At 72.5% G+C, this 26,979-nt stretch carries 27 protein-coding genes; 11 read left to right on the top strand and 16 right to left on the bottom strand.

What is annotated here, in order from left to right; translation table 11 throughout:
• Positions 1-69: 69 nt before the first annotated feature.
• Positions 70-660 carry a helix-turn-helix domain-containing protein gene (locus tag AB0M46_RS00600; protein ID WP_363332034.1) on the bottom strand — a complete coding sequence of 197 codons (591 nt, stop codon included), beginning with the start codon at positions 658-660 and terminating at the stop codon, positions 70-72.
• A gap of 52 nt (positions 661-712) precedes the next feature.
• Between AB0M46_RS00600 and AB0M46_RS00595 the strand changes: the two genes are divergently transcribed.
• Entirely contained in the window at positions 713-1,678 is a 966-nt protein-coding gene (locus AB0M46_RS00595) for an NADP-dependent oxidoreductase (protein ID WP_363332033.1), read from the top strand.
• Entirely contained in the window at positions 1,675-2,028 is a 354-nt protein-coding gene (locus AB0M46_RS00590) for a DUF1304 domain-containing protein (protein ID WP_363332032.1), read from the top strand. The genes AB0M46_RS00595 and AB0M46_RS00590 overlap by 4 nt, the downstream gene beginning before the upstream one ends.
• A gap of 15 nt (positions 2,029-2,043) precedes the next feature.
• On the opposite strand, the gene AB0M46_RS00585 is transcribed toward AB0M46_RS00590, so the two are convergent.
• The 3 genes from AB0M46_RS00585 to AB0M46_RS00575 are packed head-to-tail and all read right to left on the bottom strand — an operon-like array spanning position 2,044 to position 3,679.
• Positions 2,044-3,096, bottom strand: a complete 1,053-nt coding sequence (locus AB0M46_RS00585; protein WP_363332031.1) for a hypothetical protein — start codon at positions 3,094-3,096, stop codon at positions 2,044-2,046.
• Entirely contained in the window at positions 3,093-3,296 is a 204-nt protein-coding gene (locus AB0M46_RS00580) for a hypothetical protein (RefSeq protein ID WP_363332030.1), read from the bottom strand. The genes AB0M46_RS00585 and AB0M46_RS00580 overlap by 4 nt, the downstream gene beginning before the upstream one ends.
• 44 nt (positions 3,297-3,340) lie before the next feature.
• Positions 3,341-3,679 (bottom strand): hypothetical protein, encoded by a 339-nt coding sequence (locus AB0M46_RS00575; RefSeq protein ID WP_363332029.1) that lies wholly within the window; start codon positions 3,677-3,679, stop codon positions 3,341-3,343.
• A gap of 139 nt (positions 3,680-3,818) precedes the next feature.
• Here AB0M46_RS00575 and AB0M46_RS00570 point away from each other — a divergent pair, with 139 nt between their 5' ends.
• Together AB0M46_RS00570 and AB0M46_RS00565 are read left to right on the top strand one after the other, a co-directional pair.
• Positions 3,819-4,595 (top strand): peptidylprolyl isomerase, encoded by a 777-nt coding sequence (locus AB0M46_RS00570; protein ID WP_363332028.1) that lies wholly within the window; start codon positions 3,819-3,821, stop codon positions 4,593-4,595.
• Positions 4,585-4,737 carry a hypothetical protein gene (locus tag AB0M46_RS00565; RefSeq protein ID WP_363332026.1) on the top strand — a complete coding sequence of 51 codons (153 nt, stop codon included), beginning with the start codon at positions 4,585-4,587 and terminating at the stop codon, positions 4,735-4,737. The genes AB0M46_RS00570 and AB0M46_RS00565 overlap by 11 nt, the downstream gene beginning before the upstream one ends.
• A gap of 2 nt (positions 4,738-4,739) precedes the next feature.
• Here AB0M46_RS00565 and AB0M46_RS00560 read toward each other — a convergent pair whose 3' ends face one another.
• On the bottom strand, positions 4,740-5,642 hold the full coding sequence (locus AB0M46_RS00560) for a hypothetical protein (protein WP_363332025.1): 903 nt from the start codon (positions 5,640-5,642) through the stop codon (positions 4,740-4,742).
• 109 nt (positions 5,643-5,751) lie between these two features.
• Here AB0M46_RS00560 and AB0M46_RS00555 point away from each other — a divergent pair, with 109 nt between their 5' ends.
• On the top strand, positions 5,752-5,913 hold the full coding sequence (locus AB0M46_RS00555; RefSeq protein ID WP_363332024.1) for a hypothetical protein: 162 nt from the start codon (positions 5,752-5,754) through the stop codon (positions 5,911-5,913).
• 165 nt (positions 5,914-6,078) lie between these two features.
• On the opposite strand, the gene AB0M46_RS00550 is transcribed toward AB0M46_RS00555, so the two are convergent.
• From AB0M46_RS00550 to AB0M46_RS00535, 4 genes are all read right to left on the bottom strand, one after another.
• Positions 6,079-8,373: an FtsX-like permease family protein gene (locus AB0M46_RS00550; RefSeq protein ID WP_363332023.1), complete on the bottom strand. Its 2,295-nt coding sequence runs from the start codon at positions 8,371-8,373 to the stop codon at positions 6,079-6,081.
• Complete coding sequence (locus AB0M46_RS00545; protein WP_363332022.1) at positions 8,370-9,047, bottom strand: ABC transporter ATP-binding protein; 678 nt, start codon at positions 9,045-9,047, stop codon at positions 8,370-8,372. Before AB0M46_RS00545 ends, AB0M46_RS00550 begins: the two co-directional genes overlap by 4 nt.
• Positions 9,044-9,568, bottom strand: coding sequence for a PadR family transcriptional regulator (locus tag AB0M46_RS00540; protein WP_363332021.1), 525 nt, complete (start codon positions 9,566-9,568; stop codon positions 9,044-9,046). The genes AB0M46_RS00545 and AB0M46_RS00540 overlap by 4 nt, the downstream gene beginning before the upstream one ends.
• A 69-nt stretch (positions 9,569-9,637) precedes the next feature.
• Positions 9,638-10,156 (bottom strand): SRPBCC family protein, encoded by a 519-nt coding sequence (locus AB0M46_RS00535; RefSeq protein WP_363332020.1) that lies wholly within the window; start codon positions 10,154-10,156, stop codon positions 9,638-9,640.
• Positions 10,157-10,390: 234 nt separating this feature from the next.
• Here AB0M46_RS00535 and AB0M46_RS00530 point away from each other — a divergent pair, with 234 nt between their 5' ends.
• Positions 10,391-12,241 carry a glycoside hydrolase family 9 protein gene (locus tag AB0M46_RS00530; protein ID WP_363332019.1) on the top strand — a complete coding sequence of 617 codons (1,851 nt, stop codon included), beginning with the start codon at positions 10,391-10,393 and terminating at the stop codon, positions 12,239-12,241.
• Between the two features lie 4 nt (positions 12,242-12,245).
• On the opposite strand, the gene AB0M46_RS00525 is transcribed toward AB0M46_RS00530, so the two are convergent.
• Positions 12,246-13,184 (bottom strand): small ribosomal subunit Rsm22 family protein, encoded by a 939-nt coding sequence (locus tag AB0M46_RS00525; RefSeq protein WP_363332018.1) that lies wholly within the window; start codon positions 13,182-13,184, stop codon positions 12,246-12,248.
• A 74-nt stretch (positions 13,185-13,258) separates the two neighbouring features.
• Entirely contained in the window at positions 13,259-14,980 is a 1,722-nt protein-coding gene (locus tag AB0M46_RS00520; protein WP_363332017.1) for a translation factor GTPase family protein, read from the bottom strand.
• A 174-nt stretch (positions 14,981-15,154) separates the two neighbouring features.
• Here AB0M46_RS00520 and AB0M46_RS00515 point away from each other — a divergent pair, with 174 nt between their 5' ends.
• The 3 genes from AB0M46_RS00515 to AB0M46_RS00505 all read left to right on the top strand — a co-directional run bounded on the left by AB0M46_RS00515 (position 15,155) and on the right by AB0M46_RS00505 (position 20,970).
• Positions 15,155-16,576, top strand: a complete 1,422-nt coding sequence (locus AB0M46_RS00515) for a WGR domain-containing protein (RefSeq protein ID WP_363332016.1) — start codon at positions 15,155-15,157, stop codon at positions 16,574-16,576.
• A 1,341-nt stretch (positions 16,577-17,917) separates the two neighbouring features.
• On the top strand, positions 17,918-18,481 hold the full coding sequence (locus tag AB0M46_RS00510; protein WP_363332111.1) for a dihydrofolate reductase family protein: 564 nt from the start codon (positions 17,918-17,920) through the stop codon (positions 18,479-18,481).
• Positions 18,482-18,798: 317 nt separating this feature from the next.
• On the top strand, positions 18,799-20,970 hold the full coding sequence (locus AB0M46_RS00505; RefSeq protein WP_363332110.1) for an MMPL family transporter: 2,172 nt from the start codon (positions 18,799-18,801) through the stop codon (positions 20,968-20,970).
• Between the two features lie 12 nt (positions 20,971-20,982).
• Here the strand turns inward: AB0M46_RS00505 and AB0M46_RS00500 are convergent, their stop codons facing one another.
• The 3 genes from AB0M46_RS00500 to AB0M46_RS00490 are packed head-to-tail and all read right to left on the bottom strand — an operon-like array spanning position 20,983 to position 22,298.
• Positions 20,983-21,678, bottom strand: a complete 696-nt coding sequence (locus tag AB0M46_RS00500) for a sensor domain-containing protein (RefSeq protein ID WP_363332015.1) — start codon at positions 21,676-21,678, stop codon at positions 20,983-20,985.
• Positions 21,679-21,722: 44 nt separating this feature from the next.
• Positions 21,723-21,956 (bottom strand): hypothetical protein, encoded by a 234-nt coding sequence (locus AB0M46_RS00495; RefSeq protein WP_363332014.1) that lies wholly within the window; start codon positions 21,954-21,956, stop codon positions 21,723-21,725.
• Complete coding sequence (locus AB0M46_RS00490; RefSeq protein WP_363332013.1) at positions 21,957-22,298, bottom strand: winged helix-turn-helix domain-containing protein; 342 nt, start codon at positions 22,296-22,298, stop codon at positions 21,957-21,959.
• A 143-nt stretch (positions 22,299-22,441) separates the two neighbouring features.
• On the opposite strand from AB0M46_RS00490, the gene AB0M46_RS00485 reads away from it, so the two are divergent.
• Positions 22,442-22,636, top strand: coding sequence for a hypothetical protein (locus tag AB0M46_RS00485; protein ID WP_363332012.1), 195 nt, complete (start codon positions 22,442-22,444; stop codon positions 22,634-22,636).
• A gap of 6 nt (positions 22,637-22,642) precedes the next feature.
• Here the strand turns inward: AB0M46_RS00485 and AB0M46_RS00480 are convergent, their stop codons facing one another.
• Together AB0M46_RS00480 and AB0M46_RS00475 are read right to left on the bottom strand one after the other, a co-directional pair.
• Entirely contained in the window at positions 22,643-23,035 is a 393-nt protein-coding gene (locus tag AB0M46_RS00480) for a hypothetical protein (protein WP_363332011.1), read from the bottom strand.
• 55 nt (positions 23,036-23,090) lie between these two features.
• Positions 23,091-25,343, bottom strand: coding sequence for a tetratricopeptide repeat protein (locus tag AB0M46_RS00475; protein ID WP_363332010.1), 2,253 nt, complete (start codon positions 25,341-25,343; stop codon positions 23,091-23,093).
• Between the two features lie 15 nt (positions 25,344-25,358).
• On the opposite strand from AB0M46_RS00475, the gene AB0M46_RS00470 reads away from it, so the two are divergent.
• The gene (locus tag AB0M46_RS00470; protein ID WP_363332009.1) at positions 25,359-26,963 is read left to right on the top strand and encodes a recombinase family protein; all 1,605 of its coding nucleotides are present in this window, start codon (positions 25,359-25,361) and stop codon (positions 26,961-26,963) included.
• The last annotated feature ends 16 nt before the right edge of the window (positions 26,964-26,979 follow it).

Here is a 26,979-nt window from a genome sequence, read left to right as displayed (position 1 = left end):
GGCCTTTGGCTGCGCGGTGTGCGCCGGTGGGCCAATGGCGAACTCGCCGACGGCCGCACGGCTCGGGCGTCACCGCTCGGGGGCCGGGTGCGGCAGTGGGTGCGCGCCCTCCGGGCGCAGCCCGTCGAAGATGATCGCGAGGTAGCGCCGCCACAGCTCGGGCGCGGCCGTGTGGGCGTAGCCGGCGATGTAGTTCGGCGCGCACATGAGCAGGAACAGGTCGGTGCCGGTGACGTCGTCGCGCACGGCGCCGTCCTCGCGCGCGCGCTCGACGAGCTGGTCGATGGTCTCCTGCAGCCGGGCCTGCAGCCGCGAGACCTCCGCGTTGCCGGCGCTCGCGCGCTGCAGGAAGGACAGGTCGCGCTGCTGGCGCTGCTGCGCGGCCGCGGTCAGGAACTCCAGCAGCGCCTCGCCGGAGTTCTCCGACCGCAGCAGGTCCTCGCCGGTCTCGATCAACGCCTCGACCCGGTCGAGCACGATCGCGGCGATCAGGTCCTCTTTCGTCGCGAAGTGCCGGAACACGGTGCCCTTGCCGATGCCGGCCCGCTTGGCAATGTCCGCGATCGACGCCTCGAGGCCGTGCTCGGCGAACTCGTCGGCCGCCGCGGCCAGGAGCAGGCGCCGGTTGCGTGCGGCGTCGGCCCGCAGCGGTCGGTTCACGCCGTCATCCTACAAAGTTGACCGCCCGGTCCGGTTCGGCTAACGTGACCGCATGGTCCGCTTCATGCAGGCAGTGGTCGCCGACCGTTACGGTCCCCCCGAGATTCATGCCCTGGCCGAGGTGCCGATACCCGAACCCGGTCCGGGACAGATCCAGGTGCGCATCGCCGCGGTCTCGATCAACCCGGCCGACGTGCGGCTCGTCTCCGGCGACTTCCGGGACGCCGTCGACCTGCCGTTCCCGCACATCCCCGGCAACGACTTCGCGGGCACGGTGAGCGCCGTCGGGGACGGGGTGACCCGCTACGAGGCGGGCGAGGAGATCTTCGGGTTCGCCACGCCCCGGGCGCTGCGGCACATGGGCAGCTCGTCGCTCGGCACCGGGGCGCTCGCCGAATACGCGGTCTTCGAGGCGGAGACGCCGTTCCTGGCGCGGCGGCCGGGCGGGCTCGACGTCGAGCAGGCGGCCGCACTGCCCACCGTCGGGCTCACGGCCCGGGTGCTCATGGCGACCGCCGAGGTCGAGCCGGGCGCCCGGGTCCTGGTGGTCGGCGCGACCGGAGGGGTCGGCACCACGGTGCTGCCGCTGCTCGCCCGGGCCGGCGCCCACGTCGTGGCGACCGCGCGCGGCGCCGACGCCGACCTGGTCCGTTCGCTGGGCGCGGCCGAGGCCATCGGTTACGGCGACTACCCGGGCGGCTTCGACCTCGCGCTCAACCTGGTGCTGCCGGGCGACCGGCTGGAGCCGCTGGTCGCGGCGGTGCGGCCCGGCGGGCGGCTGCTGTCCATTACCTTCCCGCCGCCGGCACCCCACGACGAGGTCGACGTCCGGCTCGTCCTGGACATGCAGGCCCGGCACGGCGGCATGGCCGAGGTCGCCGCGGACGCCGTCGCGGGCCGGCTGCGGGCGAGGATCGACGGGCGGTACGAGTTCGCCGACGCCGTGCGGGCGCTGGCCGATTTCGCCACGCGGCACAAGACCGGGAAGCTGGTGGTGCGGGTAGGCTCCCGGGCGTGAACATCGTGGCCGAGGTGCTCGTCGGGCTCGTGGCCGTCCTGCACCTGTACTTCCTGGCGCTGGAGATGTTCCTCTGGACGGCGCCGAGGACGCGGGCGGCGTTCGGCACGACGGCGGAGTTCGCGACCGCGAGCAAGGCGCTCGCCGCGAACCAGGGCCTGTACAACGGGTTCCTCGCGGCCGGGCTCGGCTACGGGCTGGTCGCCTCGAACCTCGCCTTCAAGGTCTTCTTCCTGATCTGTGTGATCGTCGCCGGGCTGTACGGCGCGGCCACCGCCAACCGGCGCATCCTGCTGGTCCAGGCGCTGCCCGGCGCGCTGGCGCTCGCGGCGGTCCTCATCGCCCGGTAGCCGCCCCGGGCTGGACTACCGCAGGTCGACCGACAGCCACGCGGTCGGGGACGACGGGCGGTCGGCCCACCACACGATGCCGGCGCGGGTGGCCGTGACGCCCACGTTCGGGGCCAGGACCTTCGACTCCGAGGTGTCCAGGTCGTAGGCGACCAGGCGCACGTCGTCGCCGTGGAGCTCGGTGAACAGCTCGTAGTGGCCGGCCACGGCGTTGTCCCTGGCGATGGCGGTCAGGTCGCCGGGGACGCGGCGGCGGGACGTGCCGTCCGGGTGGCGCACGTCGTAGACGTGCCGGTCGGCGGCCTGGACCATCGAGCGGCACCAGGTCGGGGTGCAGACCACCGACTCGGCGGCGGCCTTGGTCACCGTGCGCCGCTCGCCGGACTGCGGGTCGGCCAGCACCAGCGGGGCCTGGTCGTCGACGCTGAGCAGCCAGGGCCAGGCGGTGTGGCGGAAGCGGCCGTCGAAGTACGTGGTGGTCACCGGGCCGCCGGTGGCCGCGACGCTGCGCAGTTCGGTGCGCGGAGTGTCGTCCGGCGGGGCGGCGACCCAGTGGACGCGGCCGCCGGCGACGACGAGGTCGTACTCGGAGTCGAAGAAGACCGCGGCGCCGGTGTCGGCCGTGAGGGAGACGGGCGGCGCGGAGCCGTCCAGCGGCGCGCGCCAGAGGCGGGTCTCGTAGGTGCCGCCGGGCAGGGCGGAGGACTCGGCCCAGACGAGGACGCCGTCGGCGGCGGTGAAGCCCAGGAACTGGGCGAAGCGGTCGCGGGGGAGGCGGCGCAGCTCGCGGTCGCCGGACGGGGAACGCAGGAGCAGGCGGTCGTCGGTGGCGTCGGTCGCGGTGCCGACCGGGGTGGCGGCGTCGGCGTAGAAGAGCGGGGTGAACTCGGCGCCGTCCGAGAGCGTGGCGGAGATGCTTTTCGCGGCCGGCGGGGCGGCGGAGGCGGGGGCGGAGGCGGCGGTCGACACCGCGGGGGGCCCGTTGTGCACGGTGGTCAACAGCCACGCGCCCGCCGCCAGGGCCACGGCCAGGGCGATGAGCGGGCTGGCCTTGCGGGCGGCGCTCACCGCGTCACCGTGGCCGCCGCGATGGCCCGAGCCCTGCGGGCGGCGCTCACCGCGCCACCGTGGCCAGCCGCGATGGCCGGAGCCGGGGCCACCGCTGGGGCGATGAGCGGGCTGGCCTTGCGGGCGGCGTTCACCGCGCTACCGTGGCCCGCCGCGATGGCCGGAGCCGCGAGGAGAAGCGCCGAGGTCGTTGCCGTCACCGGTGCAACCTAGCCGGTGTTGAACACCGTTTCCAACACGGCGCTCAGCGCGTAGCGGTGATGTCGGTGGCCAGGACGGTCGCCGGGCCGGTCGTGCTGCCCGTGACCCTGACGCGGGCGCCCGGCGGGATCCAGGAGGCCAGCGCCGGGCGGCTGTCCAGGCGAATGGTGGCGGCGGTGGCCGGGGCGACCGTGACGCTGCGCGGGCCGGTGTGGCGGCGGCCGCTGCGGACCGAGACCGTCAGGGCGGCCGGGGTGGACTGGATGACGGTGCCCGAGAAGGTGACGCGGGCCGCGGCCGTCCAGACGGTCCCGGCGGATGCGTCGGACGGGGTGAGCAGGGTGGCCAGCGCGGTCGCGCCGGAGATCACGATGCGCATCACGAGAGGTCATCCTCCTGGTCGGGAGCACCTTACGATCCCGGGGGCGGGGTGCGGGCGGGGTCCACGACGGGTGCGGGCCCGTGAGAGGTGATGTGACAGCCGTATCGATGGCTGGCGGTCCGGCCGTAGGCTGTCGATCGTGAATTCACGTCGTTACGGTGCGCTCATCGCCGCGACCGGCCTGCTGTTCCTTGCCGGATGCTCCAAGGTCGACGTGCCGACGGCGCCCCAGCGGGCCCGCCAGATCGCCGCCCCCGGCGCGCCGGGCACGACCGCCAAGCCCTCGGCCGGCGCCTCCGGGCCGACGGCCAACGCCGGACCGGTCACCTGCCGCTTCCTCGCCCCGTCGGCGACCCCGCCCCCGGAGGTCAAGGCGGCCATCAAGGACGTCGGTGTGCCGCCGGCCACGCCGTCCAAGTCCACGAAGGCGACCATGCGCATCACCACCAACCAGGGCGCGATCGTGGTGCAGATGGACGCGCGCAAGGCGCCGTGCACGGTGCACAGCTTCGCGTTCCTCGCCGGCAAGCACTTCTTCGACAACACCAAGTGTCACCGGATGACGAGCGAGGGCATCTTCGTGTTGCAGTGCGGCGATCCGTCGGCCACGGGGTACGGCGGGCCGGCGTACAGCTATCACACCGAGGATCCCGGCTCGGGCTACGTCCGCGGCACGGTCGCCATCGCCAACGCCGGCGACCCGGACACCAACGGCAGCCAGTTCTTCGTCAACTACAAGGACAACACCCAGCTTCCGCCCGACTACACGATGCTGGGCACCGTGACGAGCGGCATGGACGTCGTCGACAAGATCGCCGCCGGCGGGATCAACCCGACCAACGCGGCCAGCCCGGGCGACGGCGCCCCGAAGATCGACGTCGTCCTGCAACAGGTGACAGTCAGCTATGACGGCTAAGTGCTGTGACCGGAAACGTTGGCCGCGCGGGCTGCCGACCGCGGACGGCGGGGCCGTGCGGGCACGGGCGCAGGTGCGCATCGACGAGGTGCACGGGCTGACCGGTGCGCAGCTGTCGGCCGTGCGCTGCCGGCTGCGCTGAGCTCAGGCCGGGACCTGCAGGGTGGCCGCCAGCCCGGCCGCCTGGTCGGCGAAGTCGCGCCACGGCTCCGGGGTGGCGGCGAGGTACCGCGCGGCGCGGCTCGCCGGGCAGGCGCGCTGCGTCCACTCGTCCAGGCGCCCGGCCCGGACCGTGAAGAGCACCAGCAGCCCGTCGGCCCAGCCGGCCGCGCGCAACTCGGCCGGCTCCAGCGTCGACACCCGCTGCGGGCTGCTGATCCACCCCAGCGCCTCGAGCTCCTCGTGGATCTGTGCGGCCAGTTCGAACTGCAGGCCCTCGGCGGCCCGCTCGCGCAGCGCCACCAGGTCGCTCCTCGCCGCGGCCAGGGCCTCGGGCTCGCGGGCCAGCACCGCGGCGAGCTGGGCGGCGAGCGGCTCGCGGTCCTCGGGCGCGACGCCGAGCTTGGCCGCCAGGTCGCGCTCGGCCCCGGTCAGCCGGGTGCCGGTGTAGGCGAGCGGGCGGATGCGGTGCAGGCCGGCGAGGGCGAGCCGGGTGCGGGCGCCGCCGAGGTACGGCCCGTAGCAGCCGGGCTCCGGGTGGTACAGGATCTTCAGGCCCGGCGAGCCGGCGGTCGCGTCGAGTCCGATGTGGACCGTGGACTCCTGGCCGCCGCGCGCCCGGTTCCAGCGCGGCTTGCGCCGGACCAGCAGGTTGTGCTCCAGCCAGGCCGCCTCGTGCACCGACGCGCAGACGACCGCCTCGACGGCCGTGACCGCAGGCATCATGCGGCGCAGCCGGGGGCGGTCCTTGAGGCCGGACCAGTACGACCCGACCCGGGCCCGCAGCTCGGTGGCCCGTCCGATGTAGAGCACCCGCCCGCCGTCGTCGCGGAAGCGGTACACGCCGGGGGCGTACGGGAGGCGGCGGGCGCTCGCGGGCATGGTCATCGCCGCCAGTATGCCGGTCGCCGCCATTTCGCCCTCTATCCCGCCCTTGTGGGGCTAGTTTGGAGTTCGATACACCAATGAACCGCTCGGGGGCAAGGTCAACAGTTTCATGACGCTGAAAAAGACTCTGCAATGGAGCGCGATCGTCTTCATCGTCTGGTTCGTGGCGTACCGCCCGGACGCGGCGGCCAAGGTGATCCGCGGCATCGGCGACATCATCGCGCAGCTCGGCACCGGCTTCGGCGACTTCTTCTCGCGGCTGATCGGCTGAGGGCTTCCCTTCTCGGCGTCCCGCCTCGCGGGGCGCGTGGTCAACGTCGCTGCGCCCCGCCCACGCGCGCGTTGCCCGCTCATCGGACAACGTTCTGGCACGTACTTCGACTACGGCATGGGCCCGGCCAGGGTCACCCCGGCCGGGCCCATGCCGCCGATCGCGCTACTCGAAGCGCAGTCCCTCCGGGCGCATCAGGCGGAACAGCGGCGGCAGGCTGGCCGCGGTCACCAGCAGCACCACGGCGGCCGATATCGCGCTCACCACGCCCACGCCCGGCCAGTCCAGGATGATGGGCATGCTGACGATGCGCAGCAGCGCGGCGCCCAGGCCGAGGCCGAGCGCGGCCGCCACGACCAGGCCCAGGGCGACCGGCACCAGGGTCTGCCAGAGGATCGACAGGGCCATGGTGCCGCGGCGGGTGCCGAAGGCCACCAGGGCGGCCAGGGTGCGGCGCCGGTCGCGCAGCTGCTCCAGCGTGCCGACCAGCAGGCTCAGGCCGACCAGGACCAGGACCACCGTCGCGCCCGCGAAGAGGCCGCGGCGGATGCTCGCGAAGGTCTTGTCGACGTCGGTGGAGCGCAGCACGAACACGTTGGCGACCGGGCCGATGCGCATCACCGCGTTGCGCAGGTGCTCGACGGCGTCGGGGTCGGACAGGTCGACGCTGATGAGGGATTGCACCCGCTGGCTGCCGGAAATGGGCGGCGCCGCGGACGGCGTCAGGAGCATGCCGTTGTGAGTCCTCCCGGCGGGGTCGTGGCGCTCGCGGGCGGACTGCAACCGGGACGGGACCGTCCACACCGTGCCGTCCAGGTCGACCTGGCGGCCGGCGCTGCCGGTGGCGTTGTCGCCGGTCGTGGCGGGGCTGGCGAACGACGCCGGGTCGACCACGAAGGCGTCGCCGTCGGCGCAGCCGGGCAGGTCGGCGAGCAGGCGCAGGGTCGCGCAGTCGGCCACCACGACCTCGAAGTGGTGCTGGTCGTCGAGGTGGGCGTAGGACCAGCTGTACGTGTGCGCGGCGCTCACGCCGGGGCTGGCCCGCAGGTCGGCGTCGATGTCGGCGGGTGTCCGCCCGTGCAGCGACGCGTCCATCATGGCCTGGGCCTGGGTGACGTCCTGACGGGTGTCCCTGGTGTTCTGGCCCTCGGCCGCGGCGAAGAGCATCTGCAGCGCGATGGTGCCGGCCGCGGCGACCGCGACCGCGTTCACGGCCCGCAGGGCGCCGTCGCCGCCGAGCTGCAGGCGGCGGATCGCGATCTGCCAGGCCACCCCGCCGCCGGTGCCGAGGCGGGCGACGATCCGCTCGCACAGCCAGGGCAGCAGCGTGGCCACGCCGAGCAGCAGCAGGATGATCCCGATGGCGGTCGGCAACAGGTCGACCCGGTGCGCCTGGTGGCGCATCTGCGGCACGAGCAGGCCCAGGCCGGCCAGCGGGAACAGCAGGCGCCACCAGATCCGGCGGCGGGCCCGGGCCACGGCCTTGCGCACCACGCCGAGCGGTTCGATGACGACCCGGCGCATCGCGAGCAGCGTCATGGCCAGGGCGGCCAGCGGCACCGCGACGACGATGAGCGCGGCCAGGGCCGGGGTGGGGCGGATGTCGGAGGCGTAGACGCTGATCCCGGCCAGCTCGAAGCGCTCGGCGAACTGGCGGCCGAGGAGGAAGATCGCTGCGCCGGCGAGGACCCCGAGGGCGGCGCTGACCACCGCCTCGCCGGCGGCGATGCGGCGGGTCATCCAGGCGTCGGCGCCGACCAGCCGGACGGCGGCGAGCCGCCGGTCGCGCTGCTCGCCCCCGAAGCGCGTGGCCGCGGCGACGAACATGGCCACGGGCATGAGCAGCGCGACGAAGATGACGACGACGAGGAGCAACAGGATGGGGGAGAGGGGGTTGTGCGTACTGGTGCTGCCGTACCGCTGCAGCCGCAGGACCCCGTCGTCGTCCTCGGTGAGGTTGGCGCGGGTGCCGTAGAAGTACAGCTCGTTGGGGCCGGACAGGCCCTCCTTGCCGATGGTGCCGGCGATCGGCTGCGGGAAGCGCTCGCGCAGCAGGGCACCCTCGGGCGAGTCGAAGAGCCGCCGCAGGCCCGGGGAGACGAGGATCGAGCCGTCGGGCGGCAGGGCGGCCACGCCGGGCGGCAGCACCGGATGGGCACCCTCGGCGCGCAGGAAGCGGCCGGAGACCTGGCGGTCGTGGTACGCGCTCATGACCGGCAGCGACAGCACGGTGGTGTCGCTCTTCGGCGGCGAGTCGCCGTAGCGCAGGTCGTCGCGGGCGTCGGTGCGGGTGTGCCGGCCGTCGAGGATGCCGGGGATCGCGACCGCCAGCAGCAGCACCGCCACCCCGAGCCCGACCCCGAGGGCGGTCAGCCCGGTGCGCAGCAGCCCCTCCCGGCCGGACACGGCCAGGCGGGCGCCGAGGCCGATGTCGGCGAGCCAGCCGCGCCGCCGGCTCATCGGGCGCGCTCCAGGTCCAGCGCCCGCCCGTCCCGCACGACGATCTCGCGGTCGGAGTAGGCGGCCACCCGCGCCTCGTGCGTGACGAGCACGATGGCGGCGCCGCTGTCCCGCGCCGCGGCGGTGAACAGGCGCATGACGCGCTCGCCGTTGAGGGAGTCCAGGGCGCCGGTGGGCTCGTCGGCGAAGACCACCCGTGCGCCGGTGACGAGGGCCCGGGCGACCGCGACCCGCTGGCCCTGGCCGCCGGAGACCTCGCTCGGGCGCTTCTTGGCGACGTCCTCGATCTCCAGCCGGTCCAGCCACTCGGCGGCGCGCCGCTCGGCGTCGCGGCGCTTGGTGCCGTCCAGCCGCAGGGGCAGGGCCACGTTCTCCAGGCAGGTGAGCTCGGGCACGAGCTGGCCGAACTGGAAGACGAAGCCGAACTCGCCCCGGCGCAGGGCGCTGCGGCGGGCATCGGAGAGGGAGGAGAGCGGCTGCCCGCGGTACGACACCGTTCCCGAATCCGGCGTGACGATCCCGGCCAGGCAGTGCAGCAGCGTGGACTTGCCCGAGCCCGAGGGACCCATGACGGCCACGATCTCGCCGGCCCCGACGGTCACCGAGGCGCCGTCGAGCGCCGGGGTGGCCCCGAAGCGTTTGTGCAGGTCCTCGGCCACCAGCAGCGCGCTCATCGGGCCACCGCCGCGGCGAGGTCGTCGAGGCGCGCGGCGGTGAGCTCCAGCCAGCGCAGGTCGGCCTCGAGGTGGAACAGCGCGTGGTCGCAGATGAGCTGGTCGGACAGGTCGCCGGTGGACTTGCGGCGGGTCAGCTCGCGCATCATCCGCAGGTGCTCGGCGCGCTGGGTGTCCAGCACCTCGGTGGCCTTGCGGCCGGTGGACAGCGCGAGCACGACCTTCATGTAGAGGACGCTCTGCAGGTACGGCTCCGGCTTCTCCGGCTGGGCCAGCCAGCGCTCGACGTCGGCCACGCCGGCGTCGGTGATCGCGTAGCGCTTGCGGTCGGGGCCCTCGCCCGACTCGACGCTGTCGACGGTGACGAGGCCGTGCTTGAGCAGGCGGGACAGGGTCGCGTAGACCTGCCCGTAGGCGAGCGGGCGATCGGCGCCGAAGCGCTCGTCGTAGGCCCGCTTCAGGTCGTAGCCGTGGCTGGGCCGGGTCTCGAGGAGCCCGAGGAACGCTTGACCGATGGACATGCCGAGGACTCTACACGACAGGTATACATGCTGTGTATACCTGTCATGTAGAGCGCGTGACCTGGACTTCTACGGCTCCAGCGTCGTGCGGTAGCTCGCCTCCAGGTCGGCCCAGCCGTAGTGCAGCGCGTCCCGGCCGCGCACCGGCGGGTGCGGCGTGCCGTCGAGGCCGAGCTCCATGACCCGCACGCACTGGTGCCAGCCGGCCGCGATCTTCGAGACCATCCCGCGGTCGGCCATGGTGTGCCACAGGGTCAGGCGGGTGGCGTCCCCGGCCGCCCGCAGCTCCCATCGCAGCAGGTCGTCTCCCCAGGTGTACTCCAGCAGGCGCGGCGCCTCCGCGGCGCGCACCTCGGCCGGGAGCGGCGTTGCCGTCTCCCCGTCGATCATCGACAGCGTCGCCGGCCCGGGGTGTCCCAGGTCGCGATCGGCGGTGAACGGCGCCCAGCGGGCCAGTTCGCCGGGCTCGGTGAGCATCCGCCAGACGCGCTGCGGCGGGTGGCGCAGGTCGCGGACGAAGCGCAGCGTCCAGCGGCCGTCCTCGGTTGCGGTGTAGCCGACCTCCGCGGCCGGTCCGGCATCGAACATGACCCCACTATATGCCCCTTGAGGCATATACGCGCAATCGAACTCCTCCATCCGTAGGAGCGTTTGTGCCAACCACGGCCTCGAAATGTGGCCCAGGCCACAATCGTTCCGTTTTGTCCGACTCGGGCGGCTTGTCGGTCGCTAGGTTCTCTCAAACGCGCGGCAATCACCCGGTAATCACCCGGTTTTGCTGGATATTGCGCGAGCCCCCTGACCCGACCGACGAGGAGTGCTGTGCGTCTGCCCGCTTTCCTGCAGTCCCGAAAGGCCCGCCTTACCGCGATCGCCGCGATCGTGGCGGTGCCCGCAGTCGTCCTGCCGATCGTCTTCTCCGGAAGCGACGAACACGGCCTGCCCGGCGGCGCCGGCGCCGACACCGCCTACGCCTTCCCGGTCACCCCGGACCACATCCCGGACACGCCGGTGCGCGTGAACCAGGTCGGCTACCTGCCGGACGGCCCGAAGCGCGCGACCGTCATCTCGGACTCGTCCCAGCCGCTGCCGTGGCAGCTCAAGGACAACGCCGGCAAGGTGGTCGCGTCCGGCGAGTCGCAGCCCAGGGGCATGGACCCCAGCTCCGGCCAGAACACCCACGTCGTGGACTTCAGTGAGTACCGCGCGACCGGGCACACCTACACGCTCGAGGTCGACGGCAAGGCGAGCCTGCCCTTCGACCTGGACCCGAAGGCCTACCAGCAGCTGGGCATCGACGCGCTCTCCTTCTACTACCCGCAGCGCAGCGGCATCGCCATCGACGACGCGATCGCGCCCGGCTACGCCCGCAAGGCCGGCCACACCGCCGAAACCCATGACGGCGGCGACAGCAAGGTGCCGTGCCAGCCGGGCGTGTGCGACTACACGCTGGACGTCACCGGCGGCTGGTACGACGCCGGCGACCACGGCAAGTACGTGGTCAACGGCGGCATCTCGGTCGCCCAGCTCATGAGCTCCTACGAGCGCTCGCCGAGGGCGGCCGAGGCCCGCGCCCTGCGCCTGCCCGAGCACGGCAGCAAGACCCCCGACGTGCTGCACGAGGCCCGCTGGGAGCTCGACTTCCTGACCAAGATGCAGGTCCCGGCCGGGCAGCCGCTGGCCGGCATGGCCCACCACAAGGTGACCGACGCGGCCTGGACCGGCCTGCCGACCGACCCGGCGGCCGACACCCAGCAGCGGCAGCTGCACGCCCCGTCGACCGCGGCCACGCTGAACCTGGCCGCCGCGGCCGCCCAGGGGGCCCGGGTCTTCGAGCCGTACGACAAGCAGTACGCGGAGAAGCTGCTGAAGGTGGCGAAGACGGCGTACGCGGCGGCGCAGGCGCACCCGACGATGTACGCGCCGGACTCCGACTCCACCGGCGGCGGCGCCTACGGCGACTCCAACGTGACCGACGAGTTCTACTGGGCCGCGGCCGAGCTGTACCTCACCACCGGCGACAAGCAGTACGGCGCCGACGTGACCGGCTCGCCGCTGCACAAGGCCGACGTGTTCGACCGCGCCTTCGACTGGCAGAACACCGCGGCCCTCGGCCGGCTGGACCTCGCCACCGTGAAGAGCCAGCTGGCCGACCGCGACCGGGTCCGCCAGTCCGTGGTCGACGGGGCCGACCGGTTCCTCAAGACCATGGACGGGCAGGCCTACGGGCAGGCGTACGCGCCCGAGGGCGGCTACGACTGGGCCTCCAACAGCCAGATGCTCAACAACCTCGCCGTCGTCGGCACCGCGTTCGACATCACCGGCAAGGCGAAGTACCGCGACGGCGTCCTCGGCGGCATGGACTACATCTTCGGCCGCAACGCGCTGAACCAGTCCTACGTCACCGGCTACGGCGAGAAGGCCTCCAAGAACCAGCACAGCCGCTGGTACGCGCACCAGCTCGACCCGAAGCTGCCGAACCCGCCGCGCGGCACCCTGGCCGGCGGCCCGAACTCGCAGCTGCAGGACGAGGTCGCTAGCGCTGCGCTGCGTGGCTGCAAGCCGCAGCTGTGCTACATGGACGACATCCAGTCGTGGTCGACGAACGAGCTGACCATCAACTGGAACGCGTCCCTGGCGTGGGTCTCGACCTTCGTCGCGGACAACGCGTAACGAGCTAGACCAACGAATGGGGCGGCCACTGGTCGCCCCATTCGGCGTCTCGGGCCGCCTTGTACAGCGGCCCCTCCCGCTTGGGCACCAGCAGCGGCCCGACCGTCGTGGCGGGCCGGCAGACCTGCAGCGTGACCAGGCCCTTGCGAAACGCCGGGTGGCGCACGACCCGGCCCCCGGCGTTCGGCACCGGTTCCCTGGTGGCGGCGACGAAGCTGTACTTCTCGTCCTCGTAGCCCAGGCTCGCCTCCTTGAGCCGCCGGTGCAGCGCCGACCGGTTGACCCGGGCGGCGAAGTGGCACCAGTCCCGGCCCTGCATGCCGCAGGCGAGCTGGTGCGGGCAGGGGGCGGCGACGTGCCAGCCGTCGGCGATCAGCACCTCGCGGGCGTCCAGGATCCGGCGGTACCCCTGCGGCGTCCCCGGCTCGACGAGCACCACGGCCTTGCGGGCGGCCGCCCGCGCCTGCTCGACGAGGGTGGCCCGGCCCTGCTCGTCCAGCTCGGTGAGCACGTAGGAGGCGGTGACCAGGTCGGCCTCGGGGACCGGCTCGCCCAGCCGCCACTCCTGCCAGGCGAAGCTCTCGGCCGCGGCGATGCGCCGGCCGAGCCGCAGCGCCTCCGGCACCTGGTCGAGCACGGTCGACGCGATGCGCCCGAACACGTCGCGGGCGGCCCACGCCCCCGCGCCCGTGCCGCCGCCGAGGTCGGTGTGGCTGCTCAGCTCCAGCGGCGGCAGCTGCCCGAAGGCGGCCGCGACCGCGGCGTGCGTGGCCGGCATCCGGTAGGCCGCGTACGCGGTGGCGTCGACCATGTCGCGCAGCAGCGGCTCGTCGGCCGGGGCGCCGCCGCGGTAGTCGGCGATGAGCCGGCGCACCGACTCGGCGACGCGGGCCGGCGCCACGTCGCGCAGCACCTCGTCGAGCGCCTCGCGCAGCTCAGACACGACGCCGGCTCCAGCGTGGCGCCGGGTTCGCGGCCCCGGCCTCCTTGATCACCCTCAGATGCAGCACGGGTCCATCATCGCTGGTCCCGAAAGCCGGTGAACGCCGCCTCCAGGGTGCCCTCGCCGTGGGTCAGGCCGGGCAGGGCCCGCTCCAGCGCGGCGAGCCGGGCCGAGGGGACCCGTCCGGTCACCCGGAAGCGGCCACCGTCGATCTGCGGGGTTTCGGTCCTCGCGTCGTACCGCGGGAGCTCGCCCAGCATCGTGGACAGCGCCGCCGCCGGACCCTCGACGGTGAAGCGGTGCACCGGCGCGCACACCACCGTGCCGGCCTCGGCCAGTGCCCGCCGCAGCAGCAGCGGGACCAGGCGCTTGAAGTCGCCGGCCGTGCTGCGCGGGGCGGTGTAGCCGCAGCGCGTCACCGTGACCCGCGCCCCCTCGACGTCCCAGCCGTGCAGCCCGCCGCGGGCGAAGGCGTCGTGCACGTACCGTTCGATGGCCTGGTGGAACGCCGTGGTGGTCTTGTAGACGTACAGCGGGATGTGCTCCACCGGCACGGCGACGTGCACCCCCTCGCCCGGTTCGAGCAGCAGCTCCAGGGTGGCCACGTGCGGGTTGCCGTCGCGGTCGATGACGGCCCCGGCGCGGGCGCGGCCGGCGGGCCGCTCGACGTGGACGGTGACCGTCTCGCCGAAGGTGACCCTGAGGTCGTACTCCCCGAGCAGCGTGTCGCGGATGACCTCCTTCTGGATCTCGCCGTACAGCGAGACCGACAGCCGGCCGGCCTCCTCGTCCAGGCGGAGGTTGATGAGCGGGTCCTGCTCGGCGAGCTCGCTCAGCGCGGCGTGCAGGCGGTGCTGCTGCGCGGCGTCGACCGGCTCGACGGTCGTCTCCATGGTGGGCGGGGCGAATATCTGCGGCTCCGCCCGGTGCGCAGCGCCGATGGTGTCGCCGATCCGCAGGCCCCTGAGGCCGTAGACGCGTCCGATCTGCCCGGCCGCCAGGGGATCGGGGGCGACCCCGGTGACCTTCTGCCGGCCGATCTGGTCGCGGACGCGGATCTGGCCGCTGAAGATCCGCACGTGCGCCGCATGATCGCGATCGATCTTGAACACGGTGGCGCGCAGCGGCGCCCAGGCGTCCTGCCCGGCCTTCGGGAGGTGCTCGGCGATGGCCGCGGTCAGCTCGGCGATGCCCTCGCCCGTGATCGCCGAGCCGCGGTAGGCCGGGCGGACGGCGGCGCTGTGCGCGAGCCGCCGCAGGACGGCGGGCGGGATCGGCGCGCCGGCCAGGTAGGCGGCGAGGGCCTCGTCGTCGCGCTCGGCGAGGGCCTCCGCGTGCTCGCGCCACATCGGGACCGCGGACGGGATCGCGGCGATCGCCCGGTCCGGGTCGGCGCCTGTGCGGTCGGTCTTGTTCACGAACAGCAGGGTGGGCACGCGCAGCCGGTCGAGGGTGTGCAGCAGCACCCGGGTCTGGGCCTGCACGCCCTCGACCGCGCTGAGCACCAGGACGGCGCCGTCGAGCACGCGCAGGGCGCGCTCGACCTCGGCGATGAAGTCCGGGTGGCCCGGCGTGTCGATGAGGTTGACCGTCGTCGCGCCGATCGCGAACGTGGCGACGGCGGACTTGATGGTGATGCCGCGGCGGCGCTCCAGCTCCAGCGTGTCGGTCTGGGTGCTGCCGGCGTCGACGCTGCCGAGGCGGTCGATGACGCCGGCGTCGAAGAGGAGGCGCTCGGTGAGGCTGGTCTTACCGGCGTCGACGTGCGCGACGATGCCGAGATTGAGGATGCTCAAGACGTGTCTGGTCCTTCGCGGGCGAGGTGGGCAGCGGCCGGGACGTGACACGTGCGCGCATGACGCCTCCTCGATTCGCGAGTGGACCTGGGGCCCGACTGTACCGCGGGACTTTTTGTCGTACCCCCTAGTTACGCTGTCGCCGACCCCCTCAGCAGAGAAAGGTTCCCGCCGATGCCGCAGACGACGTATCTGGAGCTGTCCGAGGACACCGGGAGCGCGCACAAGTTCTACGAGGTCACCGTCGATGGCAACCAGATGACGGTCCGCTACGGCCGCATCGGCGACGGCGGCCAGTCGAAGACCACGACGTACGCCGACGGGACCAAGGCGCAGGCCGACGCGGCGAAGAAGATCGGCGAGAAGGTGCGCAAGGGCTATGCCCCGGCGATCCCCGGCCAGCGGGCGCCGCGCTCGGTCACCCGGCGCGTGATCGTGAGCCAGCGCTCGACGGCGAAGACGGCGCCGGTGCTGTGGAAGTACCGCTCGGGCGCCCCGGCCTTCGGCATCTTCATCGACAAGGACGTCTGCATGGTCGGCAACGAGTCCGGCACCATCACGGTGCTGGGCCACGACGCCACCGTGCAGCGGCAGTTCCAGCTGCCCGACGGCGTGAAGTGCATCGTGGCCGACGACGCCTGGATCTACGCCGGCTGCGACGACGGCAACGTCTACGACCTGTCCGGCAAGGTCCCGCGCCTGGCCTATGCCATCGCCCCCGACATCGACATCTACTGGCTGGACATCCACGACGGCATCCTGGGCGTCTCCGACGCCAAGGGCGGCGTGTGCAGCATCGACCACGAGGACGAGTTCCTGTGGCGGCGCCAGGGCCGCGGCTCCGCCGGCTGGATGGTCCGCTGCGACGCCACCGCCGTCCACCACGGCCACAGTCGCGGCGTGACCTCCTACGACTGGCGCACCGGCGACGAGCTGTGGCACCGCCCGACCACCGGCGCCGTCCTCTTCGGCTGGCAGGAGTCCGACGCCCTCTACGCCGGTATGTCCTCCAACTCCGTCCTGCAGTTCGCGAAGTCCGGCCAGCCCGGCGTCACCTACCGCTGCGACGACACCATCTTCTCCTGCGCCACCGCCCCCGACGGCCGCTACGTCTTCGCCGGCGACCACCGCTCCTCGGTCTACTGCTTCGCCGCCGACGGCACCCGCCTGTGGAAGCTCGGCACGGGCTGCGGCAGCGCCTACTCGATGCAATACCACGACGAGAAGCTCTACATCGTCACCACCGACGGTTCCCTGGCCTGCATCGACGCCAGCGAGGCGGCCGTGCGCGCCGCCGAGGACGGCGTCGTCCCGGAGTTCGTCGACGTCAAGGCCCCCACCCAGATGCACCGCGCCACCCCCTCCACCACCGTCGAGGAGGCCACCGACCCGTCGGAGGGCATCGTCGTGGAATGCGTGGCCGAGGGCTCCCGCCTGCGCATCCGCGTCCTCTCTCCCGGCTACAACAGCGACTGGCAGGTCCAGTTCCCCAAGGGCATCCGCGAGCCCGGCGCCCGCTACCTGGTCACGGAGATCCGCGAGGCCGCCCGCGGCGGCTTCTACCGCGCCTTGGGCGACGTCAAGCGCCTGGTCTGACCGCAAGGATGCAGGCGAGTCCCGCACAGGGGTCGGTCTGACCCTTGGCCCGACCGCCCCCGGTTCCTGAACGGGGACCTGCCGGCCGTGCCGGTGCGGGTCTCGCCTGCACGCAACAGCCTCTCCGCCGCCTCCCCACCAGCGCTCCCGCCGGCCCGGGCCGACTCTCCGGGCCGCGGGGCGGGCCGGCTCCCTGGGCTGCGGGCCTGGTCTGGGCCGCGCTCTTCGGGCCCGGGCTTGGTCCTGGCCGTGCTTTCCTGGCCCCGGGCCTGTGTCCGGGCCGTGCTTTCCGGGCGCTGGCACGGCCCGGCTCCACCTCGGCCTCGGGACGTCGTGAGCGTCGGCGCACCATCAACCACGTCGCGCGTCCTCGTAAATCCGTTCAACGGCAAGGGCGCGCGCGTCGCAGCGAATGCGTGCACGTGTTTCAAGGCGGACCAGGCCCTCTTCGAACCGAGATAATCATCGGGGTTGCGTCGCGGGCGGAGCGTGCACCATTTGACATTATGCGGTGCTGTTCGGGGCGGTGATTTCGGCCGGGCGCTGGGATAATCGGATACGTGGGGCAGCTGCAATTATTCACCAAGACCGAATTGGCCGCGATGCGCGACCGGACCAGGTCGCGTCGTTATTCTCCGGTGATTGAGCGGTTCCGTCAGGAACATGAGCGGCATCGAGCTTGGGGTTTGCAAAGGCGCCATGCCGAGCGGCTGCGCCGCGTGCGCGGCGACACCCCGCCACCGGCGGTCGACGAGCAGGACGGCTCGGCGCGCGAACCGGCGCCGCCCCCGGTCACACCAGCTGAGCAGGTCGGACATCCCGAGAGTGACGGCGTGGCGTATGACGGTGATCCCGCGCCGCACGAAACGGACGGCGCCGCACCGCCGGACCCTGCCCCGAAGAGTTGCGACTCACCCGCACCATTACCGCGCAGGCCCGCCGGTGCAGCAACACGCACAACGGCGACTAGCAATATCCGACCACCGACGCATTGCAGTCGTCATTCGACAATGCCACGAACGCCTCGACGTCATTCGCTCCGAGCTCCCGGAAGAATGGCATCAGAAAACTCCGCACCCCTGGCCTGCCGCGATCGTACGAGGTGCGGCAGAAGTCCGCCCTGAGGGGCACGGGCAACTCGTGGCGCGAGCGGACGTTCTGGTTGTTCCGTGAGGCCTGGCTGAGGTTGCGACCGTGTCGCGTGGTGCCGCCGGGCTGTCGTGGAGCCGTGGCGTGGCGTCTTGGCGACCCGACGAGTTTTTTCCAGCCGGGTGTCGAGAGCGTGTGATCGGTGCCGACCCTCTGCGAGACCGGGAAACAGCCGAGGCGGAGGAGCCAGCCATGCGGAAGATCATCTACTGGGTGCACACGTCGGTCGACGGGTTTGTCGATGGGCCGAACGGGGAGTTTGACTGGCCGGTTATGGGGCCGGAACTGTCGGCGTATTCCGAGTCGCTCGACCGGCGGGTCGACACGCTGCTGTTCGGCCGGCCGGTGTGGCAGATGATGGTCGGGTTCTGGCCGAATGCCGAGGAGATCTCCCAGGATCCGCACGTCGCCGCGTTCGCGCCCTTCTGGCGGGCGACTCCGAAGATCGTGTTCTCCCGCGGCTACCCGGGCGATGCGTGGACTGAGCGCGTCATCCGGGGCGACTTGCGCGCCGAGGTCGCTGCGCTCAAGGCGCGGCCGGGTGCCGACCTGCTGTTGACCGGTGGCGCGAACCTCGCCGCCGCGCTGACCGAGCTGGGTCTCGTCGATGAGTATCACGTCGCCGTACACCCGGTGGTCCTCGGTGGTGGCCGGAAGCTGTTCGCCGGGCCGAAGCGGCGCCTCAACCTGCGGACCGTCGAGTCCCGCACCCTCGATGGCCAGGTCGTCGTGACCAGCTACCGGCTCGCGGGATGAGCACTCGAGGCCTCACGCGCGTCACCACAAGGTCGGGAAGGCAGTACCCGACCGGACGCCGACCACCTCGAGGACCAGCAGCCGGCACGCCGTCAGCGAACTGATCCGCGCCATCCGCGGGTACCGCGTCGAGTATCCGCGGATGGCGCGGATCAGTTCCGCGTCCGGCTGGCGGCCAACCCGAGGAGGCTGGGTGCTCTGGCCGGCGGTCGGCGGTACTCGACACCCGTGAATTGGATGCCATTGACACCTCACGCTTGCACCTGACAGTCTTTTCTTACAGGTGTTAGGGGCTAGGTGGGGAGGCGGTCGTGAGCATGAGCGCGCCGGTGCGGCAGGGGGTCGCTGTGCGCATCGCACGCTGGAGTGCCGCGCACCCGTGGCAAGCAATCCTCGGGTGGATCGGGTTCGTGGTGCTCTCCGTCGGAATCGGTGCGGCTGTCGGGACGAACCAGGCGAGCGGCCGCGACTTCTGGGTCGGCGAGGCCGGTGTGGCCGAGTCGATCGCCGATCGCGGGCAGCTGACCCAGCCGCCCCAGGAACGCGTGCTCATCACCTCGGCCACCGGCGGGCCGGCCGGGGAGGCGGCCGATCGGGCGGCGACGGATGTGGCCGCCCGGCTGGCGTCGACCGCCGGGGTCGACCACGTGCTGCCGGTGCAGCACTCCGCCGACGGGACCGCGGTGCTGGTCTCCTTCACGCTGCAGGGCGACGCCAAGGCCGCCACCGCCAAGTTGCCGCCGATCGAGGCCCAGGTCGCCGCCGCGCAGGCGGCGCATCCGGGCGTCACGCTGGCACAGACCGGCACGGCGTCGACCTCCAAGGGCAACGGCAAGCAACTCGGCGCCGACCTGTCCCGGGCCGAGATGATCACCTTCCCGGTGACGCTGGCGATCCTCTTCGTCGTCTTCGGCGCGCTGCTTGCCGCCGCGGTACCGCTGATCCTGGCGATCTCGGCGGTCGGCAGCGCGCTCGGCCTCTACTCGCTGACCTCCCTGGTGTTCCCGGACGCGGGCGGCGCGGTCGCGAACGTTGTGCTGCTCATGGGCATGGCGGTCGGGGTCGACTACTCGCTGTTCTACCTCGAGCGCGCGCGGGAGGAGCGGGCGCGCTCCAGCGGGCGGCTGACCCACGTACAGGCGGTCGAGCTGGCCGCCGTGACCTCCGGTCACACGATCCTGGTCTCCGGTGCGGCGGTGCTGCTGTCCCTGATCGGGCTCTACTTTGCCGACGACGTGATCTTCTCGTCGATCGCCTCCGGCTCGATCATCGTGGTGCTGATGGCGATGGTGGGCTCGCTGACCGCCCTGCCGGCCCTGCTGGCCAAGCTGGGCGGCCGGGTCGACCGCCGCCGGGTGCGCCGCCGCGGCGTCGAGTCGATCAGCGAGGCGCCCGGGCGGGCCTGGTCGAGCCTGCTGCGCCCGGCGACGCGGCGCCCGAGGCTGACGCTGCTCATCGCGGCGGGCGCGATGGTGCTGCTGGCGCTGCCCGCGTTCGGCATCCGGCTGCGGGTGGAGGGCAACGACACCTTTCCCCGCGTCATCCCCGCGATCGCCGCCTACGACCGCATGACGCGGTCCTTCCCGACCGAGGGTGTCGCGCACCTCGTCGCCGTCGAGGCGCCGGCCGGGCGGCGGGACGCGGTGCGCGCGGCCCTGGTCCAGCTGGCCGCCCGGGCCGGGGCTGATGCGCACTTCGCGCGGCCCGATCAGCCCCGCATCCGCACATCGTCCGACGGCACTGTCGCGACGCTGGAGCTGCCGATCCCGACCGGCACCAACGCCCCCGCCTCGGCGGACTCCCTGCGGATGCTGCGCGACACCCTGCTGCCGGCGACGGTGGGCCAGGTCCAGGGCGCCCGTTACGCGGTCTCCGGCCAGGTGGCGCGCTCGATCGACTACGTCGAGCACCAGGGCTCCCGCACGCCGGCCATCGTGCTCTTCGTGCTGGCCGTCACCTTCGTGATGATGAGCGTGGCGTTCCGTTCGGTCGTGATCGGCCTGCTCGGCGTCGCCCTGAACGTCCTGTCGGCGGCGGCCGCGTTCGGCGCGTTGGTCGTCGTCTTCCAGTGGTTGCGCACCGACGGGTTCATCACGTCCCGGATCCCGCTGATCCTCTTCGTGATCCTGTTCGGGTTGTCGATGGACTACCAGGTCTTCGTGGTCAGCCGGATCCGTGAGCGGGTGCAGGCGGGACTCTCCACCCGGGACGCGGTGACCGACGGCATCACCCGCTCGGCCGGCGTGGTGACCAGCGCCGCCGTCGTCATGGTGTCGGTCTTCGTCAGCTTCCTGTTCGTCGGCCTGCTCGAACTCAAGCAGATCGGGTTCGGTCTGGCCGCGGCGGTGATCATGGACGCCGTCATCGTCCGCATCCTGATGCTGCCGGCGGCGCTGACGCTGCTCGGCTCGCGCAGCTGGTGGCCGTCCCGGCCGCCGGCCGCGGTCGCGCCGGCGGCCCGTAGCGGCGTGGAGCACCGCGTCAGGTAGGTCGACGCCGGGTCAGGACGGCAACGGGCCGGGCCCGGCGAGAATCGCTTTCGCCTCGGCCAGCGGATCCACGGCCGGCCCCAGCAGCCGATCGGCAAACCGGATGTGCAGCCGGGCGGCGCCGATCAGCACCGGCGCCACCGCCAGCGCGCCGGCGATCAATGCGCCCACGGCGACGATAAGCGCCGTGGGCAGGTCGCCGATCCAGAGCCCCCAACCGCCGGCCTCGGGGCCGTCCGGGAAGGACCCGATCATCAGGCCGTGCCCGGTCTCGCCGTTCGGCCAGGTCTGCGGCATCAGCCAGAACCAGGCCGGAATGGTGAGCAGGCCGATCGTGACGCAGCCCAGGAGCAGGGCGCCGGCATCCAGGACGAGCAGGATCGGAAACAGTGCGAGCAGGTAGGCGCAGTCCCGGGCCATCGCGGGATCGGTCCACAGCACGCGGGCGCGGGTGAAGACGCCGCCGGCCGGCGGGCGATAGTCGCCGGAAATCGCCGGCCCGGCCAGTGCCGCGCGGTTTCGCTCGACGGCGGCGCAACCGCGGACCACCATTGCCGCGCCGATCGAGATCGGCAGCCCGAGCCAGGTGATATTGGCGATCGCGGCGATCAGGAGCACACCGACGAGGAACGCGAAGAGCAGCGGTCCGGCGACCAGATAACTCGCCAGATAGGCGATGGCGCGCCACGGGGCACGGGTGCCGATCACCCGGAGTCCGGCGCGAGGGGTCAGATATGCGCCGGGCCGGTGCACTACCCCACACTCCGCAGCAGGTCGTCGATGGCGTCCAGCCGTTTGCCGATCTCGGTCAGCCGGGTGTTGAGCAATGTCTGGTGCTCCACGGCCTGCTCGGCGAGGCGGCGGTACGACGCCATGGCCACCGCGTCCGCCCGGTGCCGCTGGAGCCGGAAGTAGGACATCAGGCTCGCGGTGATGCCCCCGATGGCGATCAGCACGATCACGACCGCGATCAGCCCGCCCGTCATTTACGTGTCCCCTCGTTCGAGTATCGCTGCTGCGTCAGCGTCACCGTGCAATGCGTCCTCGCGCAGGGCGTCCAGCACGGTCTGCGTGGTCACCTTCAGCTCGAACGGTGTGAGCTCCATGTACTTCATGGCCTTACCGTCGGCCGACAGCTCCAGCCGGCCGGTCACCAGGCCGGCCTTCTCCATCCGTTCCAGGTGCATGTAGAGCAGGGGACGGGACAGGCCCAGCCGGCGCGCCAGCTCACTCACGTGCAACTGCCCCTTGGCCAGCTCGGCGATGATGCGTAGCCGCTGCACGTGCCCGACGGCGGCGAGTTGAGCCAGAAGCTCCTCGCTGGTCACGCTCCACCCCCGGGAAGTACCTGTCAGGTCAGCCTTACAGATGCAATGTTGTGCCGTCAACCCGGATGGTGCCCCGGCCGTTTGCGGGCGGCGGTGCGGCAGGGGAGGCCGGGTGGGTTGCGGGGACATGGTCTACTTGCGCCATGACTTGGGTGCGGCCCGTTGGCATCGGGTTCCTCGTGCTGGCCGTGCTGGCCGCCATCGCGGTGCGGGTGGAGATCGGGCACGCGACGACCTCGTGGGTGCTGACCGTCGTCTACGGCGTGCTCGGGCTCATCGCCGCGGTCGTCGGGGCGGGCCTCATCCTCCTGGCCGGGCGGCTGGACCGCCGCCGTTAGCGGACCTCAGTTGTACTCGTCGTAGCTCTCGAACCGCGTGGTGACGCCCGCGGTGGTGAGCCACTCGTGGAAACGCTTGCGCACGTCGATCGAGTGCTCGTCCGGGCGGATGTGCAGGCTCGCGCGGATGTTCTCGAACGGGGGGCCGTCGCCGAGCAGGCGGGGCAGGTCGGCGACGGACACGATCGACCACTGGTGGTAGAGGGCGACCATCTCGCCGACCATCAGGGCCACCCAGTAGCCGCTGTCCTTGGTGTACAGGATCAGGTCGCCGTCGCGGGTCAGCTGGGCCTCGCCGTAGGAGTAGTAGCTGTCCGTGGCCTTGCCGAAGCTGTGGGCCTCGAACAGCCGCTCGCGGCGGACCACGTCGTGGTCCGGCATCCGGTTGAGCATGGTCATGGCGTGACCTCCTCGTGCGTGGCGTGGATCGGGCTTGCCATCGCGACCCAACCGGTCATGGCGAGGATTCAACCACTTGCAGCCGGGTCAGGATGGCCCGCACGCGGGCCTCGGCGGCCCGGCTGCCGCTCGGGCGGAGGGCGGCGGCGGCGCGCAGGGCGGCCCGGCGGGCGGCGGCGTGGTCGCCCCGGCTGAGCTCGATCTCGGCGATGGTGGCCAGGGCGTGGCTCTGCAGCAGGCGGAAGCCGCCGCGCTCGGCCCGGTGCAGGGCGTCGCGGGCCCGGTCCAGGGCGGCGTCGAGGCGGTCGAGCTCGCGCAGCGCGCCGGCCAGGCCGATCTCGGCGGCGGCCCGGTGGTGGGCCGCGCCGACGTCGGAGACGAGGGCGAAGGCCTCCGAGTACAGCTCGACCGCGCGGCCGGGGCGGCCCAGGGCGCGGTGGGCGCCGGCGAGGGCAATGAGCGCCTGGGCGGTGCCGTAGCTGCCTTCCAGCTCGCGGGCGGTGGCGACGGCGGCGGTGGCCAGGTCCATGGCCCGGCCCGGGTGGCCGAGGTCGGCCTGGACGCCGGCCAGCAGGGACAGGATCGTGGTCTCGTGCAGGCGGTTGCCGACGTCGCGGCACAGGGTCAGGGCCTGCTCGGCCAGGCCGAGGGCGTCGGCGAGGCGGCCCATCGCGTGGTAGGTCCCGGCCAGCGACGACAGCAGGTACGCCGTGGTGCGCGACGCCTCACCGAGGGTCTCGGCCATGCGCAGGCTCTCGTCGAAGCACTCCATGGCCTCGGCCAGGCGGCCGGTGATGTGGTGGTGGTGGCCGAGGGAGTCCAGGAACGCGACCAGCAGGCGGGTGGAGCCGTGCCCGCGGGCCAGGGCGATCGCCTTGGTGTGCTGCTCCAGGGCGTCGTCGGGGCGGCCCAGCTCGTCGTAGTGGATGCCGAGGTTGTTGCGGGCGCAGGCGAGGCCCTCGAACCAGCCGCCGGCCTCGGCCAGGCGGACCGCGCTGCGCAGGGACTGCACCGCCTCGTCGTGCCGGCACAGCCACTGGTTGGCGTGGGCCAGGCTGATGAGCATCGCGGCCTGGCCGTCGACGTCGCCGTAGACCTCGGCGGCGGTCAGGCCCGCCCGGCTGGCGACCAGCCAGCCGAAGAGGTGGCCGGCCTGGGAGAGGTAGCCGCGCAGGGCGTCGGCCAGCAGCCAGGCCATCTCCGGGTAGCCGTCGGCGACGGCGTGGCGGACCGCGGCGAGGAGGTTGGCACGCTCGGCGTCGAGCCAGGCGCGGGCCTGCGCGGTGCCGCAGAACTCGGTGGCGGGGGCCTTCCCGGCGTACGGCAGCCGCACCAGCTGCGGGTAGAGCTGCCGCGCGGCGGCGTCGACCGTGCCGAGGTACCAGTCGTAGGCGCGCCGCAGCGCGGTGGTGCGCTCCTGCGCCGGGTCGTCGGTGGTGGTCCGGGCGCGGGCGTAGCAGCGCAGCAGGTCGTGGAACGTGAACCGGTCCGGGGCGGACTCGACCACCAGGTGGGCCGCGGCGAGCCGGTCGAGCAGGCTGCCAGCCTCGGCGCCCGGCAGGCCGGCCAGGGCGCCGGCCGCGGCGGCGGTGCAGTCGTTGCCGGGGGCCAGGCCGAGCAGCCGGAACAGGCGCTGGGCGTCGGCCGGCACGCTGCGGTACGACACCTCCAGCGCGCTGAGCACCGCCCGCTCGCCGTCCACGGCCAGCGCGGTCAGCGGGTCGGCCGCGCGCAGCTGGGCCACGTGCGCGGCCAGGCCGCGGTGCGGGTGGTTGATGAGGTCGGCGGCGCTGATGCGCAGCGCCAGCGGCAGGTGCGCGCAGGCCGCGGCGAGCTCGGCGGCCGCCTCCGGCTCGGCCGCCACCCGGTCGGCCCCGAGCATCTCGCTGAGCAGTGCCCGGGCCTGCTCCGGCGGCAGGATGTCCAGGGTGATCCGGCGGGCGCCGTCGTGCGCGACGAGGCCGGTGAGCCGGTCCCGGCTGGTGATGACGACCAGGCAGCCCTGGCCGCCGGGCAGCAGCGGGCGGACCTGCTCGACCGAGCGGGCGTTGTCCAGGAACAGCAGCACCCGGCGGGTGGCCAGCATCGAGCGGTACAGCGCGGAGGCCGCCCCGATGTCGTCGGGCACCCGGTCCTCGCGCACCCCGAGCGAGCGCAGCAGCGCGCCGAGGACCTCGATCGGCGGCACCGGCCGGTCGCAGGAGGCGTAGCCGTGCAGGTTCACGTAGAGCTGGCCGTCGGGGAACCGGGCCGAGACCCGGTGCGCCCAGTGCACGGCCAGCGCGGTCTTGCCGTAAACCTGATTCAAACACATAATAGATTCATGCCTGCAACAGCTTCCCCCCTCGGCGTCCCGGCCCGGCCCCGGGCAATCCTGCTGGCCCGGCTGTCGGACAACCGCGAAGACGTCGATCTGACGGACGAGGGCATTCCCCTCTCGCTGGACGATCAGATCCGGCGGATGACCGACCGGGCCGGGCAGCTTGGCTGGGACGTGTGGAAGGTGATTAAGAATCCGCGCCTGTCCGCGTACAAGCGTCGGAAGATCACGTTGCCGGACGGGCGCCGGGAGTACCGGGTGTTTCGCCCGGACCTTCGGGAGGCCCTGGGCGATCTCGCGGCCGGTCGGGCCAACGCCCTGCTGTGCCTGGATCTTGACCGGGCGTTCCGCGACCCGAAGGACCTGCAAGATCTGATTGACGTGGTGGAACACGCGCCACACAAGGTCGTGGTGGAGTCGGTCACCGGCTCGTTGCACATGGAGAAGGGCCGGGACAACTTCGACGCGGAGATTCGCGTGTTGGTGGCCAACAAGGCATCGCGGGACACTGCCCGGCGCGTCGCTGCGGCGCGGGAGCGCCAAGCGCTCAACGGACAGTACGGCGGGGGGCGCCGCCCGTTCGGGTTCTGCCTCGGGGCGCCGGAGGTGCCCGCCGGGACCGACGCGGCCGACGTGGTGTGCCCGTGGCATGGTGGCCGGTCCTGTCGGTCGGGGATCAGCACGATCAAGGACGAGATCGACGTGATCGCGGACTGCGCCAACCGGCTGTTGCAGGGAATCAGCCTGCGCTCGCTCGCAGCCGAGCTGCGCGGTGGGGACGTGGCCACGGTGACCGGGGCGGCGTGGAGCGCGGAAACATTGCGGGACATCCTGTTGCGTCCGCGCAACGCCGCGTTGACGGTGTATCGGGGAGAGGTCGTGGAGGGGGTCACGGCACCATGGGAACCGATCGTGTCGCGTGCGGTGTTCGAGGCGGTGCGGGACGTGTTGACCGACCCGTCCCGCCGCACGGGGCCGGGCGCGCCGCCGCGTTGGCACGGGACGGGGCTCTACCGATGCGGGATCTGCACCCCGCTCGGAACCGAGACCGCCAAGCCGGTCACGGTGCAGGTCACGCTTGGTGGGCGTCAGCCGCGTTACCGGTGCAAGAACCACAACCACCTGACGCGCAACGTGGAGCACGTTGACAACGCCGTGTTCGCGCACATGATGTACGCGCTGACCCATGACCGTGCCTACGAGCTGTTGTCGGCCCCGGCGCCGGACGTGGACGCGGATGCGGTGCACGCCGAGCGCAAAGCGATCCGCAACCGCCTCGATCAGATGGCCGAGGACGAGGTGATGGGGCTCAAGACCCGCGCGCAGGTGATCGCGGCGACGAAGCGGGCCAACGCCCGCATCGCCGAGCTGGACGAGCTGTTGAACGCCACGGTGACCACCGACCCGCTGGCAGCAGTGGTCAACGCCGCCGATGCAGTTGCCGCGTGGGGCGCCCTCGAACTGGCTGATCAGCGGCTGTTCATCGACCGGTTGTGCACGGTGACGATCCTGCCGTCCGGGAGGAAGGGGCGCGGGTTCGACCCGAACACCCTGGACATTGCCCCGAAGCACACGTTGGGTAGTGGCAGCCCGGCCGCCGCCGCATAGTCCGCGCGATGCTGGG

Origin of the sequence: Dactylosporangium sp. NPDC051485, assembly GCF_040682015.1 — a bacterium.
Classification (GTDB): Bacteria; Actinomycetota; Actinomycetes; order Mycobacteriales; family Micromonosporaceae; genus Dactylosporangium.
The sequence above is the reverse complement of the archived record's forward strand: the minus strand, read 5'-3'. Positions and strand labels throughout refer to the sequence as shown.